Below are 17,140 nucleotides of genomic sequence, written 5' to 3'. Positions count from 1 at the left end.
TCGTTTTCCTGGAGATCGCGGATCAGGAGTTTTCGAGCACTACGGCCTCGAGGATCTTGGCGACGTCCTTGCAGCGATCGGTGACCGATTCGAGCAGCTCGTACACACCCTTCATCTTCAGGACCACGCGAACGTCCGGTTCGTCGCGGAAGAGGCCCGACAGCGCCTTGCGCAGGACGCGGTCGGCGTCGGATTCGAAGCCGTCGATCTCGTGGCAGATGCGCAGGATCTCGCGGCCGTTGTCCATGTTGGACAGCAGCACGACTGCCGCACGCACGCTCTCGGCGCAGGACAGCGACAGCTCGGCGATGCGCAGGGCCTCCTCCGTCGACTCGCCGATGTCGTACAGCGAGACGGTTTCGGCGACGTCCTGGATGGTATCGAGCACGTCGTCCATGCGCGAGATGAGCTGGTGGATCTCGTCGCGGTCGAGCGGCGTGATGAACGTGGAATGCATCAGCGCCATCACGTCATGATTCACCTTGTCCGCACGGGTCTCGATCTCGTCGATGTCGGCGGTGGCCTTGGCCGCTGCCGATGCGTCCTTTCCGACGGCCTGCATCAGCGCGACCAGGGCCTTGGCACCGGTCACGATCTCATCTGCATGGGAGTTGAAAAGCGTGAAGAACTGACCCTCACGGGGCATGAAGCGCGAGAACATGATGTTGTTTTGCCGGACGGCCGTATGGAGTTAGGCCGCGATTTTACCAGCGGAAACAATCCTGTAATGTTTCATCCGGAAATATTGCGCAGGAATATGCGCGCGCCGGGGCATATCCCCCAACGCGTCCGTATCCTGCGCGCGGCTGCGCCCGGGGAAACTTCATGCGCCGAGCGCCGCCCGGGCGCGCACCGCTTACATGCGCAGGCCGAAGGCCTTGCCGATGGCCTCGACGGTATCGGGGCTGTCCCACTCCTTGGCGCCGTAAACCTTGTGCAGGATCTTCCCGTCGGCATCGACCAGCACCGTGAGCGGGATGCGGTTGGCGCCGAGCATGTTCTCGAGCGCGAGTTTGCGGTCGATGAAGTGCGGGAAGCTGGTCTTCGCCTGCGCGAGGAAGGCCTGCGCGCGCTCGGGGTAGTCGTCGATGGAAATGCCGATCACGTTGAACTGCTTGCCGTAACGCTTCGACAGGCGCTCCAGCGAGCCCATCTCGGCCAGGCAGGGCGGGCAGTAGCTGGCCCAGACGTTGATGATCAGAGGCTTGCCGCGATAGTCGCCGAGCAGCTTCGAGCCGCCGGTAAGGCCCTGCATCGGCATCTGCTGCAAGGTGCCGCCTTCGGGCACTTCTCCGGGGGCAGCGACGGCCGGTCCGGACATTGCGGCGAGGCTCAGGGCGAGGGAAAGGAGGGCTTTCTTCATCTTGGCTACGGGTCGGAAGCGCGGCGCGGTACGCCGCGAAAGCCTGAGCATAGCAGGGCTGAGGAAGCTCCGACACGGCGGCGCCCGTGCTGTTCCGTCGGAGCGGCTTCAGCCGCGAATGGGCGGAGTCTCAAGGGCTGCGGCCGATTCGCGGCTGAAGCCGCTCCCACTGCGCCCCGTGTCGCCTCCCCGACAAATTGACTGTCGCGAGTTCGACAGCATTCGCGTAATGCCTGCAAGTCATTGATTTTACGTACCGCTGAGTCTGGCACCGATCGTGCATCGGTTTCCCCGTCCCCCGACCCCCGCGCCACGGGCGCATACAGGAAACCGACATGAGCGCACTCAAACAGAGAATCGACAGCCTGCTGATCGAGCCCGGCTGCGCGACGAACCAGGCGAAGAGCGACAAGGCACGCAAGGAAGGCTGCAAGAAGCCGCTGACGCCGGGTGCGGCGGCCGGCGGCTGTGCCTTCGATGGCGCGAAGATCGCGCTGCAGCCGGTGGTGGACGTCGCCCACCTCGTGCATGGGCCGATCGCGTGCGAAGGCAATTCGTGGGATTCGCGCCACGTGTATTCGTCCGGCCCGCAGACTTACCGCACGGGCTTCACCACCGACATGGCGGAGTTCGATGTGATCTACGGCGGCGAGAAGCGCCTGTACCGCGCGATCAAGGAGATCGTCGACAAGGTGAATCCGCCGGCGATCTTCGTGTACCAGACCTGCCTGCCGGCGATGATCGGCGACGACGTGGAAGGCGTGTGCAAGGCGGCCTCCGCGAAGTTCGGCACGCCGGTGATCCCGGTGAATGCCCCAGGTTTCGCGGGCAGCAAGAACCTCGGCAACAAGCTCGGCGGCGAGGCGCTGCTCGACCACGTCGTCGGCACGCTGGAGCCGGAATACACCACGGACTGCGACATCAACCTGATCGGCGAATACAACGTGGTCGGCGAGTTCTGGCAGGTGAAGCCGCTCTTCGACGAGCTGGGCATCCGCGTGCTGGCGACCTTCTGCGGCGACGCGCGCTACCGCGACATCGCGGGCTCGCATCGCGCAAAGGCGGCGATCATGCTGTGCTCGCAGGCGCTGATCAACATCGCGCGCAAGATGCAGGAGCGCTACGACATCCCGTTCTTCGAGGGCAGCTTCTACGGTATCGCGGACATGTCGGACTGCCTGCGCAGGATCTCGCGCCTGCTGGTCGAGCGCGGCGCCCCGGCAGACCTGCCGGCGCGCGCCGAGGCGCTGATCGCACGCGAGGAGGCGCGCGCGTGGGCGCGGCTGGAGAAGTACCGTGCGCGCCTCGCGGGCAGGCGCGTGCTGCTGTTCACCGGCGGGGTGAAGTCGTGGAGCGTGGTGTCGGCGCTGCAGGAGGTGGGCATGGAGATCGTCGGCACCTCGATGCGCAAATCGACGCAGGGCGACCGCGCGAAGGTCGTCGAGATCATGGGCACCGACGCGCACATGTTCGACGAGCTGCCGCCGCGCGAGATGTACCGGATGCTGAAGGAGTCGAAGGCCGACGTGATGCTGTCGGGCGGACGCTCGCAGTTCGTCGCGCTGAAGGCGAAGACGCCTTGGGTGGAGATCAACCAGGAGCGCCATCACGCGCTCGCGGGCTACGAGGGCGTGGTGAATCTGGTCGCGGAGATCGACAAGGCGCTGTACAACCCGATCTGGGCGCAGGTGCGACAGCCGGCGCCGTGGGAGCAGCCGGAGGGCTGGGGCGAGCGCGTGGCCACGGCGTGAGCGTCCGCGACAAGCCCGTGAGGACTACAGGACCGTTTCGGGAGCCGGCAGCGCCCGGGTCATCGCTTCGATCAGGTCGGCGAGCGCGCGCGCGGCACGGTCGCGGGCGTCGTCGATCTCCGCGGCGGGGGCGCCTTCATGGAGACAACGCTCGAGTCCGGCCGCGACCTCCTGCATCGGCGCGGCGCCGATCTGCCCCGCCAGTCCTTTCAGCGAGTGGGCGAGACGCTCGGCCGCGGCGAGGTCGCCGCCGGCGAGGGCCGCGTCCAGGCGCGCGGTGAAATCCCCATAGCCGCTGACGAACTTGCGCAGCAGGGAGAGGTAGAAGTCCTCCTTCCCCATCAGGCGGCGCACACCGAGGTCGGGATCGAGTCCCGGAATCAGCCTGAGCCTTGCCAGCACGACGCGCGGCGCGGCAGCGGCAGGCGCCGTCGCTGCCGGACTGTCCGCGGCCGTCGCGTCGCCGCGCGGCGCGATCCAGCGCAGCAGCGCCGCCCACAGGCGGTCGGGCTGGATGGGCTTGGCGACGTGATCGTTCATCCCCGCGTCGATGCATTGCTCGCGATCGCCTGCCATCGCATTGGCGGTCATCGCGACGATAGGCAGGCCGGCGCAGGCGGGCAGGCGGCGGATCGCACGCGTCGCGGTCACGCCATCCATCACCGGCATCTGCATGTCCATCAGCACTAGGTCGTAGGAGGCCTGCTGCACGCGCTGCACCGCCTCTTCACCATTGGCGGCGATATCGACACGGAAGCCGGCGGCGCCGAGCAGCTCGCTCGCGACCTCCTGATTGAGCTCGTTGTCCTCGACGAGCAGCAGCCGCGCACCGCGGATCGCAGCGAGGTCGGCCGGGGCGTCGCCGGTGGCGGCGTGCGCCCTGGCCGGACGCAGGGCGCCGTCGAGCAGCCGGATGGCCGTGTCGAACAAGGCGGAGGCGGTGACCGGCTTGAGCAGGATGTCGTCGACGCCGGAGCCCACGGCGGCGCGCGCAACGTCCTCACGCCCGTAGGCGGTGACGACGATGCGCACGGGCAGCCGCGGCAGCCCGAGCCGGCCCATCTCGCGCGCGGCGGCCACGCCGTCGAGCCCGGGCATCTGCCAGTCGATCAGGACGATGTCGTAGGGTTCGCCGGCGCCTGCGGCGCGCGCCACTTCGGCGACCGCCGCGTGCCCGCAGTCCACGGCATGCACCCGGAAGGTCATGCAGCGCATCATCTCGGCGAGCACCTCGCGCGAGCTGAGGTTGTCGTCGGCGACCAGGGCGCGCAGGCCGCGCAGGTCAGGCGCGGGCATGAGCAGGTGCCCCTCGGCGCGGCCGATGCCCAGGCGGCAGGTGAACCAGAAGGTCGAGCCGGCGCCCCGCTGGCTGTCGACGCCTACGCTGCCGCCCATCATGCCGGCGAGCCGCTTGCTGATTGCGAGTCCGAGCCCGGTGCCGCCGTACTTGCGCGTGGTGGAGGTGTCGGCCTGCTCGAAGCTGCGGAACAGGCGCTCGCGCTGCTCTTCGGCGATGCCGATGCCGGTGTCGCGCACTTCGAAGCGCAGCACCACGTCGCCATCCTCGAAGCGTTCGCGCCGGACGCGAATGACGATCTCGCCGTGGTCCGTGAACTTGACCGCGTTGTTGGCGTAGTTGAGCAGGATCTGAGTGATGCGCAGGGGGTCGCCAACGAGGCTGGACGGCACGTCCGAGGCGACGTCGATGACCAGTTCCAACCCCTTCGCGTTGGTCTTCTCGACGATCTGGGCGCCGACGTCGGCGACGGTCTTCTCGAGGTCGAAATCGATGCGCTCGATGACGAGCTTGCCGGCCTCGATCTTGGAGAAGTCGAGCACGTCGTTGATGATGCCGAGCAGGTGCTGGCTGGAGGCCTGGATCTTCTCGATGTAGTCGCGCTGGCGCGCGTCGAGCTGGGTGCGCAGGACGAGGTAGGTCATGCCGATGATGGCGTTCATCGGCGTACGGATCTCATGGCTCATGTTGGCGAGGAAATCCGACTTGATGCGCGCGGCGTCCTCGGCGAGCGCGCGGGCCTTCTGCATCCGCTCGACGGCTTCGATCTCGGCGGAGATGTCGTCGATGACCCACACGGAGCCCTTGCTGCGGTCGGTCGTATCCACCGCAGTGCCCGTCAGGCGCGCCCAGAACAGGGAGCCGTCGCGGCGCATGAGCTGCTGCTCCCGCCGGTGCGATTCGCCTCGCCAGATGGCTGCGTACACCGGTTCGCCGCCCGCGATGTGCGCTGCATCGTCGGGATACCACACCGCCGTGCGCTGCCCGACAAGCCCGCCCGGCGGCCAGCCGAACATTTCGTGCAGGCGCCGGTTGCAGCGGACCACCACGCGGTCCTTGATCAGCGCGATGCCCGAGGTCGCGGTATCGAGGATCGCCTGCTGCTCGGCATTGACCTCGCGCAGCGACGCACTGACCGCGGCCAGTTCGGCGGTGCGCTCGGCAACGAGCGCCGCGATCCGCTGGGAACGATCCACAGGCATCCGATAGTCGGGCATCGGTGTTCCTCGTGTCCTGAAATCGAAGTTCATTGACATGCTCGCCGATGGGCGGGGGTGGCCGGATGCCAGCGTACCCGCGGCTGCCCCCCGAATCGACGCGCCGGCTCCAGCCGGTCGTCATCATGATACCGCGCAAGGGCATGCTTGCCGCGCGGGATTGTCGCCCGGACCGACCCGGGCCCGCGTCACGGGGCGTGTGTGGCGCTTGCGACACGTCGGTGTCGGACATCCGCCAAAGCTGCACCGGAGCAGCCTGGCAACGAGGCCATGTCACTGATTTTTGGCGCTTATGCCTCGCTGGCACCGTTCCTGCTGTGTTGTACCCGTACCCTTCCGAGCACGCATCATGGCCACGATCATTCCCGGCAGGAAAGCCTGCACGACGAACCCGCTGAAGATGAGCGCACCGATCGGCGCCGCGCTGGCCTTCCTCGGCATGGACCGCGCGCTGCCGCTGCTGCATGGCTCGCAGGGGTGCACGGCGTTCGGGCTGGTGCTGTTCGTGCGCCATTTCCGCGAGACGATCCCGCTGCAGACGACCGCGATGAACGAGGTCACGACCATCCTCGGCGGCCTGGAGAACATCGAGCAGGCGCTGCTGAACATCAAGAAGCGCGCGAACCCGGCGCTGATCGGGTTGTGCTCGACCGGCATCACGGAGGCCAAGGGCGACGACGTCGCGGGCTTCCTGAAGCTGATCCGCGAGAAGCACCCGGAGCTCGCCGGCACGGAAGTGGTGTTCGCGCCGACGCCGGATTTCGTCGGCGGTTTTTCCGACGGCTGGGCGAAGGCCGTCGGCGCGATGATCGATGCCCTGGTGCCGACGACCAAGGTGCGCACGCCGTGGCAGGTGAACATCCTCGCCGGCTGCCATCTGACGCCGGGCGACATCGAGGAGGTCCGCGAGACGGTCGAAGCCTTCGGCCTCACGCCGATCGTGCTGCCGGACCTTTCCGGCTCGCTCGACGGCCACATCCCCGAGACCTTCCTGCCGCACACGCTGGGCGGCACCCGGCTCGAAGACGTGCGCGCGATGGGCGCATCGGCCATCACGATCGCGATCGGCGAGCAGATGCGCCCGGCGGCAGAGCTGCTGGAGAAGAAAACCGGCGTGCCGTTCCGCGTGTTCGACCGCCTCACCGGGCTCGCCGCCTGCGACGCCTTCATCGCGCTGCTGTCCGACTTGTCCGAACAGGACGTGCCGCTGAAATACCGCCGCCAGCACAGCCAACTGCAGGACGCGATGCTCGACGGCCACTTCTACTTCGGCGAGCAGAAGGTCGCAATCGCCGCGGAGCCGGATCTGCTGTTCGCGCTGTCGCACTTCTTTGCCGACATGGGCGCGCAGGTGGCGTGCGCGATCGCGCCGCAGGACGCGCCGGTGCTCGCACGCGTCGCAGCGGAGACGGTGCGCATCGGCGACCTGGGCGATTTCGAGGAACACGCCGCCGGCTGCGACCTGCTGGTGACCCATTCGCACGGCCGCCAGGCGGCGGCGCGGCTGGGCATCCCCTTCTGGCGCGCCGGCCTGCCGACCTTCGACCGGCTCGGCGTCGCGCACAAGGTCACTGTCGGCTATCGCGGCACGCGCGATCTGATCTTCGAGGTGGGCAATGTCTTCATGGAGCAACTGCACGCGCATGAACAGCACGTCACCCCCGCCAGCCTCCGGCCCGACCACCACCGAACCGGCCCCGCGCCGGCCGTGGATGCGCCGGCTTGCGCTGGTCACTGATTCGCCATTGGGAGAACTCGGCATGAAAGTCGCCTTTGCAACGGAAAACCTGATCGACGTGGATGCCCACTTCGGCTGGGCGAAAAAGATTGCGATCTACGAAGTGCAGCCGGACGCGAGCCGGCTCGTCGAAGTCGTCGAGTTCGCCGGCGATCTCGCCGAGGACGGCACCGAGGACAAGCTCGTCCCCAAGCTCGACGCGGTGCGCGATTGCGCGATGCTGTACGTCGCGGCGATCGGCGGCTCGGCGGCGGCCAAGGTCGTGAATCTGCGCGTGCATCCGGTGAAGGTGGCGAACCCGCAACCGATCGCGACGATCATCGAGCGCCTGCAGGAAGTGCTCAAGGGCACGCCGCCGCCGTGGCTGCGCAAGGTGCTGCTGAAGGGCCGGGAGCGCAGCTTCGATTTCGATGCGGAGCATGACGCCGCGAGCGAGGCCGAACATGTCTGACACCCTCGCACCGGATGAGGCGGCCGTCGTCATCGCCGCATCGCCCTTCCTCGCGGAGCTGGTCAAGCTGATCCGCGCCCAGGACACCTTCGGCCGGCGCGAGCACAAGAGCGACGCCGACATCCTCAAGCCCTTCGTCGTCGACAAGGCCGCGCGCAAGCTGATCTCGATCATCGACGATCCGGGCCCGGAGGTGATGGCGCGGGTGGATCTCTTCTACAACGCCGCCGGCCTCGCGATCGAGCGCCGCACGGGGCTGATCGCATCCCCGACGATCAAGCTCAACCACGAAGGCTTCGGCCGCGCGATGCTGACCACGGGCCGCCTGATCGTGTTCTCGAAATACCACCGCGACATCCACCGCTTCGGCTTCGACACGCTGCAGGCGCTCGCGGAGGCCGGCGACCGCATCGTCGGCGAGGCGGCGGATCTCATCGGCCGCTTCCCCGAAGTGGCGAATTTCTGAGGTGATGCGATGACGAGCGACGAACTGAAAGCGCTGGTGAAGAAGCTCAACGCCCAGGCGACGCAGGCCAAGATGGACCTGCACGACCTGTCCGAGGAACTGCCGATTGGCTGGGAGCGCATCCCCGAGCAGGCGCAGAAGACCTTCGACGCCTACGCGAAACTTGCCGAAGCGCGCGCCCGGCTGGCCGCCGCCGGCTGAGCCCGGATCCCAACCGCCCCTTTCACGGAGCAACCATGTCCCACTTCACCGTCACCCTGCCCTCGGGCATCGCCTGGACGCCCAACTTCATCGCCGCGATCAACCACGACAAGTGCATCGGCTGCGGCCGCTGCTTCAAGACCTGTGCGCGCGAAGTGCTGCAGCTCATGGCCGTCGACGACGACGGCGAGATGTTCGCGATCGAGGACGAGGACGAGGAGTACGAGAAGAAGGTGATGCACATCGCGCACCCGGAGAACTGCGTCGGCTGCGAGTCCTGCAACAACAACTGTGCGCGGCGCTGCATCTCGTATGCGCCGAAGGCGATGTGACATGCGCCCCGCCGCCGCCTACCTCGCGATGATCGATGCGCGCTGGAAGCCCGGCGGCAGCCTGTTCGCCAGCGGCGCACGCCACGACGAGTACGAGGACGTGCGCCGCCTGCTGCTGCAGGGCGCCGCGGGGCGCAGCTCCGACGTGGTCGCGCTGGCCGAATGCGTCGCCCGCGCCTGCATGGGCGAGGACCACTTGTGGCACGACCTCGGCCTGCCTTCGCGCGCCGAGCTGTCGGCGCTGCTGCACGAGCACTTCCCGCGCCTCGCCGGGCGCAACGTGAACGGCATGCGCTGGAAGAAGTTCTTCTACAAGCAACTATGCGAAGAGGTCGGCATCAGTGCCTGCCGCGCGCCGTCCTGCGGCGTATGCGCGCACCACGGCGAATGCTTCGGCAGCGAGGAATTGCCGCTGCTCGCGTTCGCCTGAGGGTGGTTCTCCCGCTCAATCGCGCCGCAGCAGCACGAGGGGCACCCGCGGCAGCGCCCGCGTGACGAGCACGCCGAGCACGAGGCCGCCAAACGCGCCCAGCGCCGCAGCGATGTCGGTGTGCGCGAGCCGGTCCCCGCCGACCGCGCCGGCGACGATCAGCAGCGCCGGCAACAGATAGCCGAAAAGCGCCGCGCGGTTGATCGCGTCCGGGTCGGCCGCGAGCGTCACCGCATCGCCCGGCGCGAGGCCGGCGCATGCGGGCACCGTCACGAGCGACACCTTGCCGCCGCCCGCGAGCTTGCCGACCCCGCAACGGCTACGTTCGCCGCAGCTGGAGCAGCCCTGCACCGGCACCGCGACGAGAGCCCTGCCCCCCTCGACCGACCGGACCACGCCCTCATGCGTCAGTGCACCGGACATCGCACCAGGCCTCCGTTCAGAACGCATACGGCCGGTGCAGCCACTGTCGCACCACCGCCAGATCGCGCTCGGGAAGATAGGAGAACCCCGCCGCCGCGTCGGAGGCCACCGCGGCCGGCACCCAGTGCCCCACCGCCTTGCCGGCGAGCAGGCCGAAGTACCACGCCATCGGATAACCGACGGCGCGGTCGAAGGCGAGCAGCGCCGCATGCAGCGACAACCCGCTCGCGCCCTCGCGCGCGCCGAAGCGCGGGGCCTCGCCGGTCAGCGCGGGGATGGGCGTCGCACGCACGATGGTCTGCCGGAAGCGGTCCAGATGCTCGCGCAGCGCGATCGCCCAGTGGTTGCAGAAGGCGGTCGCCGGCCCCGCGCTGGACGCATCCCAGTCCGCGACGAAGCGGTGGATGGGTTGCGGCTCGAGCGCCTGCGTGCGCATCCGCGCGAGCAGATCGCCGACATGCGTGAGGCGGCGGAAGCGGTAGTGCGCGGCCTCGACGGGCGTGCCGCAGCGCGGCCCATGCTCGCCCGCGCACGCCTCGCCGCCGCAGGGCGCGTCGATCAGCTCGTCCAGCGTCCCCGGCGCGGCCTCGTCGCGGAACAGCGGCGACGCCCAGGTCTCCTGCAGCTCCTCGACCTCCAGCTGGACGAAGTCCGTGCTCGCCCGCCCCGGCGTCGCGGCCGCGAAGTAGTGCGTGCGGCCTCGCAGGTGGGTTGCACGCAGCGTCGAGCCCGCATAGTCGTCGAGCAACGCGCCGAGTTCGCCGTCGCGCGCCTCCAGTTCCGCGACCGCCCATTGCTCGAGATTGTCGGACACGCGCACGCCGTCGGCGTCCATCACGCCCCCCAGCCGGTACCAGCCGCCGCGGCATAGCACCTCGCGGAACGGCCAGTCGGGCAGGTGCTTGCGGATCTCGTGTGCGAGTGCCGCCGGCCCTGCGGCAGCCGGGGTCACGGAGCAGGCTTCCACGACGGGCTCGGCGAGCTGGCGGCAGCGCACCCCCCAGGCAGTGGGCGCATTCATTCGGACCTCGTTCCCGGATGGCCAGGCGACGCGCGCCCGGCCGCGGTTTGCACGCGCATCACAGATAGACGATGCAGTTATCGCCGGCCGGGCACACCGCCAGGCATTGCGGCGAATCGGCATCGCCGTCGCATTCCGTACAGGTGTCGACGGTGATGCGAAAGACGCCGCCCTTCTCGGTGATCGACTTGGTCGGGCAGGCGGGCTTGCAGTCGCCGCAGGCAGTGCATTCGTCGGCGATGATCTTCATGGCCATGGTGGGCTCCTTCATGACAGGGTGGATCGGGTCACGAGGTTTATCGCAAGGACGGTGCCAAGCGCGAAATATCTACCCAAGCCATTGAAAACAAATAACAACATGACCGGCACGAATCTTCGTGCGCCGCGTTGCGAATGTAGGGTTTGTGACATGCGAAGCGCCACGTCGCACGGAACCCGCCGACATCAAAACCATCGAACATTCGCCCGCCCCGAGAAGACGAGACCATGCGCAACCCCACCCGCCCCCCGAACTCCGACACGCTCCGCCGCCGCATCCTGCGCTGGCTGGGCGGCCTGCCCTTCCTTCCGCTGGGGCTGGCCGCAACCACGGTCCCGGCCGGAGCGGCCGCACTGCGCCCCACGCCCGAGGACGACATCGGCCCCTTCTATCCGCTCGACTGGAACGGCGACATCGACGCCGACCTGACGAAGCTCGCAGGCGGACCGGGCGGCAGCGTCGAAGGTACGCTGCTGCGCGTCAGCGGCGCCGTGCGCGATACCACCGGCAAGCCGGTCGCCGACGCCGCCGTCGAGATCTGGCAGGCCGACACGCGCGGTCGCTATCGCCACCCCGGCGTCGATCCGCGCACGCGCGACCCCGCTTTCCAGGGCTTCGGCCGCACGATCACCGACGCCCAGGGCCGCTACAGCTTCCTCACGGTCCTGCCCGGCAACTACGGTTCGCGCCCGCCGCACATCCACTTCCGCGTCGCGCAGCCGGGGCGGTCGGAATTCATCACGCAGATGTACTTCCGCGGCAACAACCGCGAAGGCAACGGCTACGCCCCGCCCGAGCGCGAGGCGCTGAGCGTCGACGTCGCCCCGGCAAGAGCCGGAACCCCCGCCGCGGCCACCTTCGACATCGTCCTCGCCGCCCGCTGAGCACGCCCGACGGACTGTCGCAAAGACGACAGCGGCGTCGACTTTGTCCGGACTGTCCCGGCGTCCCGCCTGCACGCGAGAGCGCCTGGGCAGCGCCGCAAATCGCTGAATCCGCGAGACTTTCACCCCGCAACGGAGTCCGTGGCACGCTCCATGCACTAGCGCCCTCGTAGCGGCCCCTGCCGCGACCGAGACACTGCGCAAGCCATGACTGCCACGACCGAAATCCTGTTGCTGCTGCTCTCGACCGCCCTCGTGAACAACGTGGTGCTGGTCAAGTTCCTCGGCCTGTGCCCCGTGATGGGCGTCTCCAAGAGCATGGACGCCGCCCTCGGCATGGGGCTCGCGACCACCTTCGTCATCACGCTGGCGTCGGCGCTGTGCTGGATGCTCGACCGCTGGCTGCTCGCCCCCTTCGCGCTCGGCTTCCTGCGCATCCTGTGCTTCATCCTCGTGATCGCCGCCGCGGTGCAGTTCGTCGAGATGGTCATCAAGAAGACCAGCCCCGCGCTGTACCAGAGCCTGGGCATCTACCTCCCGCTCATCACGACCAACTGCGCCGTGCTCGGACTCGCCCTGCTCAACGTGCAGCAGAGCCTCGGCTTCATGAAGAGCGTGCTGTACGGCTTCGGCTCGGCGCTCGGCTTCACGCTGGTCCTGCTGGTCTTCGCCGGCCTGCGCGAACGCCTCGCGCTCGCCCGCGTGCCCGCCGCGTTCGACGGCGCGCCGTCCGCATTCATCACCATCAGCCTGCTGAGCCTCGCCTTCATGGGCTTTTCCGGCCTGATCTCCTGAGGAGCGTCACCATGCTCGTTGCCGTCTCCAGTCTCACCGTCCTCGGCGCCGTTCTGGGCGTGCTGCTCGGTGTCGCGAGCCGCCGTTTCCACGTCGAAGGCAACCCCGTCGTCGCCGAAGTCGAGGCGCTGATGCCCGGTTCCAACTGCGGCCAGTGCGGCTTCCCCGGCTGTGCCGGCGCCGCGGCGGCCATCGCCGGCGGCGAGGCGCCCGCCACCTGCTGCCCGCCCGGCGGCAAGGCGCTCGCGCAAGGCATCGCCGCCAGGCTGGGACTCGACATCGACCTCTCGGCGGTCGCCGATGCCGGCCCGCAGCTCGCCGTCGTCACCGAAGACATCTGCATCGGCTGCTGCCGCTGCATCAAGGCCTGTCCGACCGACGCGATCCTCGGCGGCGCCAAGCAGATCCACGCAGTGCTGCACGAGGCCTGCACCGGCTGCGGCAACTGCGTCGAACGCTGTCCGACCGAAGCCATCGGCCTGAAGCCGGTCCCGCTCACGCTGCAGCACTGGGTGTGGCCCAACCCAGCCCGCGCCTGAACCCGGAACGCACATCATGGGATTCTTCGACAAGATCTTCCGCCACCTCGCCCGCAGCGAACCCTGGGGCGTGCATCCGGACGAGCGCAAGCGCCCGGCCTCGGAAGCGCCGATCCGCAGCCTGCCGCTCCCGCCGCTCCTGTACCTGCCGCTGTCGCAGCACGTCGGCGCCGCGGCCGAGCCCATCGTGCGGATCGGCCAGAAAGTCCTCAAGGGCGAGTGCGTCGCGACCGCCAAGGGCAACATCTCCGCGCCGGTGCACGCGCCGACCTCCGGCGAAGTCGTCGCGATCGGGCCGATCACCGCGCCGCACCCCTCGGGCCTCGAGATGATGGCGATCACGCTGCGCAGCGACATGGAAGACCGCTGGGCGCCCCTCGAAGGCATTGCCGATCCGCTCGCCCACGCGCCCGAGGAACTCGCACGCCGCGTCGCCGAAGCCGGCATCGTCGGCCTGGGCGGCGCGACCTTCCCCGCCTCGGTGAAGCTCGGCCTCGGCCACCGCTCGCGCATCCGCACGCTGATCCTCAACGGCAGCGAGTGCGAACCCTACCTGTCGTGTGACGACCGCCTGATGCGCGAACGCGCCGGGGGCGTCATCCGCGGCGCGGTGCTGATGCGCCACGCCACCGGCGCGCGCGAAGTGCGCATCGGTATCGAGGACAACAAACCGGAGGCGATCGCCGCGATGCGCGCCGCCGCAGAAGGCCACGCCGACGTGCAGGTGTGCGTCGTCCCCGCACGCTACCCGATGGGCTCCGATCGCCAGCTCATCATCGAGCTCACCGGCATCGAGGTGCCGGCCGAGTCGCGCGCGGCCGACGTCGGCGTGCTCGTGCACAACGTCGGCACGGCCTTCGCGATCCACCAGGCCATCGACCTCGGCCGCCCGCTGGTGAGCCGCCTGATGACACTCAACGGCGAAGCCCTCGCCCAGCCGGGCAACTACGAGGTTCCGATCGGCACCCTCGTCGAAGACCTCCTCGCCTTCGCCGGCGGGGTGCGCGGCGAACCCGCGCGCCTCGTCATGGGCGGCCCGATGATGGGCCTCGTCCTGCCCTCCGCCAAGGTGCCCGTCGTCAAGGGCTGCAGCGGCATCCTCGCGCTGTCCGCCGGCGAAGTCGCGCGCGACGAGCCCGGCCCGTGCATCCGCTGCGGCAGCTGCACCCGGGCCTGCCCGGTCGGCCTGCTGCCGCTGGAAATGAACGCCCGCATCGCCAACGCCGCGCTCGAAGCCGCCGTCGCCCTCGGCCTGCACGACTGCATCGGCTGCGGCTGCTGCGCCTACGTGTGCCCCGCGCGCATCCCGCTGGTACAGGCCTTCAACCATGCGAAGGGCGAACTCGCCACGCACGAGCGCGACAAGAAGCGCGCGGACGCGACGCGCCGGATGGCCGAAGCGCGCAGCGAGCGCCTCGAACGCGAAGCGCGCGAGAAGGCCGAGGCCGCCGCCCGCCGCGCCGCCGAGCGCAAGGCACAGAAGGCCCGCGAAGCCGCCGAGAGCGCGGCATCCAACTCCGAAGGAGCCCCGGCATGAGCCCCGTTCCCGCCTCCGCCGACGACGGCGCCCTGCCCGCCCTCGCCGCCTCGCCCCACGCCCACGGAGGCATGACCATCGCGCAGGTCATGCGGCGCGTGATGCTCGCACTCGCCCCCGCGACGCTGTTCGGCTTCTGGCTGTTCGGCTGGCCGGCGATCAACCTCTTCGCCGTCACCATCGGCGCCAGCCTCATCGCCGAGCGCTTCTGCGAACGCCTGATGGGCCGCAAGAGCAGCCTCGGCGACGGCTCGGCGCTGCTCACCGGCTGGCTCCTCGCGCTGTCGCTGCCGCCCTGGGCGCCGGCCTGGATCGGCCTCCTCGGCGGCTTCATCGCCATCGTCGTCGGCAAGCAGGTCTTCGGCGGCCTCGGCCAGAACCTCTTCAACCCGGCGATGGTCGCGCGCGTCGCCCTCCTCGTCTCCTTCCCCGTCGTGATGACGCAGTGGGTCGTCCCGCAGCCGCTGTTCTCGGCAGGCGCCCCCGGCTTCATCGACAGCCTGCGCATCACCGCTGAAGCGCCCGCCCACCCCGACGCCGTCACCTCCGCATCGCTGCTCGGCCACAGCAAGACCGAGCTCGCGCGCGGCATCGAACTCCCGCAAGCCCTCGCCCGCGGCCCGCAGGCACTCTTCGACTGGGCCGGCATGCGCACCGGCAGCCTCGGCGAAACCGGCACCCTCCTGGTGCTCGCCGGCGGGCTCTACCTCCTCGCCAGTGGCATCATCCGCTGGCATATCCCGGCGGCCGTGCTCGCCGGCATCGCCCTGCCCGCCCTCATCGGGCATGCCGCGGATCCGGCACGCTACCTCTCCGCCACCCAGCACCTCCTCTCGGGCGCGGCACTCCTCGGCGCCTTCTTCATCGCCACCGACTACGTCACCTCGCCCAACACCCCGGCGGGCCAGCTCATCTTCGGCTTCGGCATCGGCATCCTCACCTGGATCATCCGCAGCTGGGGCGGCTACCCGGAGGGCATGGCCTTCGCCGTGCTGCTGATGAACGCGCTGACCCCGGTGATCGACCGCTACTGCCGCCCGCGCATCCTCGGCCGTCGGCGCGACGGACGCGCGCTCGAACCGACCCCGATCGACAACACCGGAGGCGCATGATGGGCACCGAGCAATCCCCCGGCTTCTCGCTCGACGCACTGCGCGACCGGCTCGCCTACCAGCCGCTGCTGCTCGGCGGCGTCGCCCTCGTCGCCGGCACCGCGCTCACGCTCGCCAGCAATGCGACGCGCGCGCCCATCGCCGCCGCCGAGGCGCACGACACGCAGATGACGCTCGCGCAGGTCCTGCCTGCCGGCAGCACCGACAACGACCTGCTCAAGGACGTCCTCGAACTCCCCGGCCCCGCCGCCGGCAGCGCCCGCAGGATCCACATCGCACGCAAGGCCGGCGTCGTCACCGGCGCCGTCTTCAACGTCTCCGAGCGCGGTTACGCGGGCGAGATCCGCCTGCTGATGGCCGTCGATCCCGCGGGCAGGGTGCTGGGCGTGCGCGTCCTCAAGCACACCGAAACGCCCGGCCTCGGCGACAAGATCGAGATCGCCCGCAATCCGTGGATCACGAGCTTCAACGGCCATTCGCTCGGCGACCCCGCAGCCGAACAATGGGCCGTCCGCAAGGACGGCGGCATCTACGACAGCTTCGCCGGCGCCACCATCACGCCGCGCGCAGTGGTCAAGGCCGTCAAGGGCGGCCTCGACTACTTCGCCGCCCATCGCAACGAAATCCTCGGAGCGCAGCCATGAACGCCGCCAAACTGATGCGCGACGGCCTGTGGGACAACAACGTCGTCTTCGCCCAACTCCTCGCGATGTGCCCGGCGATGGCCGTCACGACCTCGGCCACCAACGGCCTCGGCATGGGCCTCGCGACCACCGCGGTACTGATCGTCTCCAACATCCTCGTCGCCTCGATCCGCCATGCGGTCAGCGCACAGGTGCGCATCCCCGTGTTCGTCGTCCTCATCGCGACCCTCGTCACGATCATCGACCTCGTCCTCAACGCCTGGCTGCACGAACTCTACAAGGTGCTCGGCCTCTTCATCGCGCTCATCGTCGTCAACTGCGCGATCCTCGGCCGCGCCGAAGCCTTCGCGGTGCGCAACACGGTCGCCGCGTCCGCGATCGACGGCCTCGCGATGGGCCTCGGCTTCACCTGCGCGCTCACCGTCATCGGCCTGATCCGCGAGATCCTCGGCAGCGCCACCGTGTTCGCGCAGGCCAGCGCGCTCCTCGGCAGCCACTTCGCCTTCCTCGAGATGAAGATCGGCGCGTGGAACGGCGCCCTGCTGATGATCCTGCCCCCCGGCGGCTTCGCCGTGCTCGGCTTCCTGCTCGCGGGCAAGCGCGCGTGGGAGCTGAAGCACCGGCAGACCGCGCGCGCCAGCGAATCCCACTGCTCCGTCCCCGGCCCGGCGTCGGCGTGA

The 17,140-nt window shown here is 69.1% G+C and carries 20 protein-coding genes; 14 read left to right on the top strand and 6 right to left on the bottom strand.

Annotated features, from left to right (window positions below; all coding sequences use genetic code 11):
- Positions 1-22: 22 nt before the first annotated feature.
- Both U5817_RS03795 and U5817_RS03790 read right to left on the bottom strand, forming a co-directional pair.
- Positions 23-661, bottom strand: a complete 639-nt coding sequence (locus U5817_RS03795) for a DUF47 domain-containing protein (RefSeq protein ID WP_407279770.1) — start codon at positions 659-661, stop codon at positions 23-25.
- Between the two features lie 195 nt (positions 662-856).
- Positions 857-1,363, bottom strand: a complete 507-nt coding sequence (locus tag U5817_RS03790) for a TlpA family protein disulfide reductase (protein ID WP_407279769.1) — start codon at positions 1,361-1,363, stop codon at positions 857-859.
- Between the two features lie 335 nt (positions 1,364-1,698).
- Here U5817_RS03790 and nifE point away from each other — a divergent pair, with 335 nt between their 5' ends.
- Complete coding sequence (gene nifE, locus U5817_RS03785) at positions 1,699-3,114, top strand: nitrogenase iron-molybdenum cofactor biosynthesis protein NifE (RefSeq protein WP_407279768.1); 1,416 nt, start codon at positions 1,699-1,701, stop codon at positions 3,112-3,114.
- A 24-nt stretch (positions 3,115-3,138) separates the two neighbouring features.
- Here nifE and U5817_RS03780 read toward each other — a convergent pair whose 3' ends face one another.
- Positions 3,139-5,628: a response regulator gene (locus U5817_RS03780; protein WP_407279767.1), complete on the bottom strand. Its 2,490-nt coding sequence runs from the start codon at positions 5,626-5,628 to the stop codon at positions 3,139-3,141.
- A gap of 349 nt (positions 5,629-5,977) precedes the next feature.
- On the opposite strand from U5817_RS03780, the gene nifN reads away from it, so the two are divergent.
- The 6 genes from nifN to U5817_RS03750 are packed head-to-tail and all read left to right on the top strand — an operon-like array spanning position 5,978 to position 9,246.
- Positions 5,978-7,366, top strand: coding sequence for a nitrogenase iron-molybdenum cofactor biosynthesis protein NifN (gene nifN / locus U5817_RS03775; protein WP_407279766.1), 1,389 nt, complete (start codon positions 5,978-5,980; stop codon positions 7,364-7,366).
- Positions 7,367-7,388: 22 nt separating this feature from the next.
- Positions 7,389-7,817, top strand: a complete 429-nt coding sequence (gene nifX / locus U5817_RS03770) for a nitrogen fixation protein NifX (protein ID WP_407279765.1) — start codon at positions 7,389-7,391, stop codon at positions 7,815-7,817.
- On the top strand, positions 7,810-8,283 hold the full coding sequence (locus U5817_RS03765; RefSeq protein WP_407279764.1) for a NifX-associated nitrogen fixation protein: 474 nt from the start codon (positions 7,810-7,812) through the stop codon (positions 8,281-8,283). Before nifX ends, U5817_RS03765 begins: the two co-directional genes overlap by 8 nt.
- A 9-nt stretch (positions 8,284-8,292) precedes the next feature.
- Positions 8,293-8,484, top strand: coding sequence for a CCE_0567 family metalloprotein (locus U5817_RS03760; protein ID WP_407279763.1), 192 nt, complete (start codon positions 8,293-8,295; stop codon positions 8,482-8,484).
- A 35-nt stretch (positions 8,485-8,519) separates the two neighbouring features.
- A complete protein-coding gene (gene fdxB, locus U5817_RS03755) occupies positions 8,520-8,816 on the top strand; it encodes a ferredoxin III, nif-specific (protein ID WP_407279762.1) in 297 nt (98 codons plus the stop codon).
- 1 nt (position 8,817) lies between these two features.
- Positions 8,818-9,246, top strand: coding sequence for a nitrogen fixation protein NifQ (locus U5817_RS03750; RefSeq protein ID WP_169133023.1), 429 nt, complete (start codon positions 8,818-8,820; stop codon positions 9,244-9,246).
- Between the two features lie 15 nt (positions 9,247-9,261).
- Here the strand turns inward: U5817_RS03750 and U5817_RS03745 are convergent, their stop codons facing one another.
- The 3 genes from U5817_RS03745 to U5817_RS03735 are packed head-to-tail and all read right to left on the bottom strand — an operon-like array spanning position 9,262 to position 10,946.
- The gene (locus U5817_RS03745; RefSeq protein WP_169133024.1) at positions 9,262-9,669 is read right to left on the bottom strand and encodes a SoxR reducing system RseC family protein; all 408 of its coding nucleotides are present in this window, start codon (positions 9,667-9,669) and stop codon (positions 9,262-9,264) included.
- Between the two features lie 16 nt (positions 9,670-9,685).
- On the bottom strand, positions 9,686-10,690 hold the full coding sequence (locus U5817_RS03740; RefSeq protein ID WP_169133025.1) for a hypothetical protein: 1,005 nt from the start codon (positions 10,688-10,690) through the stop codon (positions 9,686-9,688).
- 58 nt (positions 10,691-10,748) lie between these two features.
- A complete protein-coding gene (locus U5817_RS03735; RefSeq protein WP_407279761.1) occupies positions 10,749-10,946 on the bottom strand; it encodes a 4Fe-4S dicluster domain-containing protein in 198 nt (65 codons plus the stop codon).
- 230 nt (positions 10,947-11,176) lie between these two features.
- Here U5817_RS03735 and U5817_RS03730 point away from each other — a divergent pair, with 230 nt between their 5' ends.
- The 7 genes from U5817_RS03730 to U5817_RS03700 all read left to right on the top strand — a co-directional run bounded on the left by U5817_RS03730 (position 11,177) and on the right by U5817_RS03700 (position 17,140).
- A complete protein-coding gene (locus U5817_RS03730; RefSeq protein WP_407279760.1) occupies positions 11,177-11,833 on the top strand; it encodes a hypothetical protein in 657 nt (218 codons plus the stop codon).
- Between the two features lie 207 nt (positions 11,834-12,040).
- Complete coding sequence (gene rsxA / locus U5817_RS03725) at positions 12,041-12,628, top strand: electron transport complex subunit RsxA (protein ID WP_407279759.1); 588 nt, start codon at positions 12,041-12,043, stop codon at positions 12,626-12,628.
- Positions 12,629-12,639: 11 nt separating this feature from the next.
- Positions 12,640-13,167 carry an RnfABCDGE type electron transport complex subunit B gene (locus tag U5817_RS03720; RefSeq protein ID WP_407279758.1) on the top strand — a complete coding sequence of 176 codons (528 nt, stop codon included), beginning with the start codon at positions 12,640-12,642 and terminating at the stop codon, positions 13,165-13,167.
- Positions 13,168-13,183: 16 nt separating this feature from the next.
- On the top strand, positions 13,184-14,704 hold the full coding sequence (rsxC, locus tag U5817_RS03715; protein ID WP_407279757.1) for an electron transport complex subunit RsxC: 1,521 nt from the start codon (positions 13,184-13,186) through the stop codon (positions 14,702-14,704).
- Positions 14,701-15,816, top strand: a complete 1,116-nt coding sequence (locus U5817_RS03710; RefSeq protein WP_407279756.1) for an RnfABCDGE type electron transport complex subunit D — start codon at positions 14,701-14,703, stop codon at positions 15,814-15,816. The genes rsxC and U5817_RS03710 overlap by 4 nt, the downstream gene beginning before the upstream one ends.
- Positions 15,813-16,460 carry an electron transport complex subunit RsxG gene (gene rsxG / locus U5817_RS03705; RefSeq protein ID WP_407279755.1) on the top strand — a complete coding sequence of 216 codons (648 nt, stop codon included), beginning with the start codon at positions 15,813-15,815 and terminating at the stop codon, positions 16,458-16,460. The genes U5817_RS03710 and rsxG overlap by 4 nt, the downstream gene beginning before the upstream one ends.
- Entirely contained in the window at positions 16,457-17,140 is a 684-nt protein-coding gene (locus U5817_RS03700) for an electron transport complex subunit E (protein ID WP_169132881.1), read from the top strand. The genes rsxG and U5817_RS03700 overlap by 4 nt, the downstream gene beginning before the upstream one ends.

The sequence above is a fragment of the Aromatoleum evansii genome (assembly GCF_045689615.1).
In the GTDB taxonomy this organism is placed as follows: domain Bacteria; phylum Pseudomonadota; class Gammaproteobacteria; order Burkholderiales; family Rhodocyclaceae; genus Aromatoleum; species Aromatoleum evansii.
The sequence above is the reverse complement of the archived record's forward strand: the minus strand, read 5'-3'. Positions and strand labels throughout refer to the sequence as shown.

Bases quoted from the DNA above. Each gene is read 5' to 3' on its own strand.
- U5817_RS03795 (WP_407279770.1), bottom strand. From the start codon at position 661: ATGTTCTCGCGCTTCATGCCCCGTGAGGGTCAGTTCTTCACGCTTTTC.
- U5817_RS03790 (WP_407279769.1), bottom strand. From the start codon at position 1,363: ATGAAGAAAGCCCTCCTTTCCCTCGCCCTGAGCCTCGCCGCAATGTCC.
- nifE (WP_407279768.1), top strand. From the start codon at position 1,699: ATGAGCGCACTCAAACAGAGAATCGACAGCCTGCTGATCGAGCCCGGC.
- U5817_RS03780 (WP_407279767.1), bottom strand. From the start codon at position 5,628: ATGCCCGACTATCGGATGCCTGTGGATCGTTCCCAGCGGATCGCGGCG.
- nifN (WP_407279766.1), top strand. From the start codon at position 5,978: ATGGCCACGATCATTCCCGGCAGGAAAGCCTGCACGACGAACCCGCTG.
- nifX (WP_407279765.1), top strand. From the start codon at position 7,389: ATGAAAGTCGCCTTTGCAACGGAAAACCTGATCGACGTGGATGCCCAC.
- U5817_RS03765 (WP_407279764.1), top strand. From the start codon at position 7,810: ATGTCTGACACCCTCGCACCGGATGAGGCGGCCGTCGTCATCGCCGCA.
- U5817_RS03760 (WP_407279763.1), top strand. From the start codon at position 8,293: ATGACGAGCGACGAACTGAAAGCGCTGGTGAAGAAGCTCAACGCCCAG.
- fdxB (WP_407279762.1), top strand. From the start codon at position 8,520: ATGTCCCACTTCACCGTCACCCTGCCCTCGGGCATCGCCTGGACGCCC.
- U5817_RS03750 (WP_169133023.1), top strand. From the start codon at position 8,818: ATGCGCCCCGCCGCCGCCTACCTCGCGATGATCGATGCGCGCTGGAAG.
- U5817_RS03745 (WP_169133024.1), bottom strand. From the start codon at position 9,669: ATGTCCGGTGCACTGACGCATGAGGGCGTGGTCCGGTCGGTCGAGGGG.
- U5817_RS03740 (WP_169133025.1), bottom strand. From the start codon at position 10,690: ATGAATGCGCCCACTGCCTGGGGGGTGCGCTGCCGCCAGCTCGCCGAG.
- U5817_RS03735 (WP_407279761.1), bottom strand. From the start codon at position 10,946: ATGGCCATGAAGATCATCGCCGACGAATGCACTGCCTGCGGCGACTGC.
- U5817_RS03730 (WP_407279760.1), top strand. From the start codon at position 11,177: ATGCGCAACCCCACCCGCCCCCCGAACTCCGACACGCTCCGCCGCCGC.
- rsxA (WP_407279759.1), top strand. From the start codon at position 12,041: ATGACTGCCACGACCGAAATCCTGTTGCTGCTGCTCTCGACCGCCCTC.
- U5817_RS03720 (WP_407279758.1), top strand. From the start codon at position 12,640: ATGCTCGTTGCCGTCTCCAGTCTCACCGTCCTCGGCGCCGTTCTGGGC.
- rsxC (WP_407279757.1), top strand. From the start codon at position 13,184: ATGGGATTCTTCGACAAGATCTTCCGCCACCTCGCCCGCAGCGAACCC.
- U5817_RS03710 (WP_407279756.1), top strand. From the start codon at position 14,701: ATGAGCCCCGTTCCCGCCTCCGCCGACGACGGCGCCCTGCCCGCCCTC.
- rsxG (WP_407279755.1), top strand. From the start codon at position 15,813: ATGATGGGCACCGAGCAATCCCCCGGCTTCTCGCTCGACGCACTGCGC.
- U5817_RS03700 (WP_169132881.1), top strand. From the start codon at position 16,457: ATGAACGCCGCCAAACTGATGCGCGACGGCCTGTGGGACAACAACGTC.